Below are 306 nucleotides of genomic sequence, written 5' to 3' on the forward strand. Positions count from 1 at the left end.
CCGCAATTTGCCACCCATAACGCGCACACGGTGGCGGCCATCCTGTCGATGGCAAAGGACCGCGATTCCTTCGAGTTCCAGCGCCTGCACGGCATGGGCGAATCCCTGCACGAAACGGTGCGCAAGTCTGAACGGACGCGCTGCCGCATCTACGCTCCGGTCGGTGCCCATTCCGATCTGCTCGCCTATCTGGTGCGGCGGCTCCTGGAAAACGGCGCCAACTCCTCCTTCGTCCACCAGCTGACCGACGAGGAGGTCGAGCCGGAGGAGATCGCTCGCGATCCGCTGGCGACGGTGGAAAGCCAA

Annotated in this window: 1 protein-coding gene; it reads left to right on the plus strand. The window is 64.4% G+C overall.

Annotated features, from left to right (window positions below):
* Nucleotides 1–306, plus strand: a 306-nt coding sequence (locus EN818_RS31730) for a proline dehydrogenase family protein (RefSeq protein WP_135906728.1), incomplete at both ends; no start/stop codon positions are given.

Origin of the sequence: Mesorhizobium sp. M3A.F.Ca.ET.175.01.1.1, assembly GCF_004791945.1 — a bacterium.
Classification (GTDB): Bacteria; Pseudomonadota; Alphaproteobacteria; order Rhizobiales; family Rhizobiaceae; genus Mesorhizobium.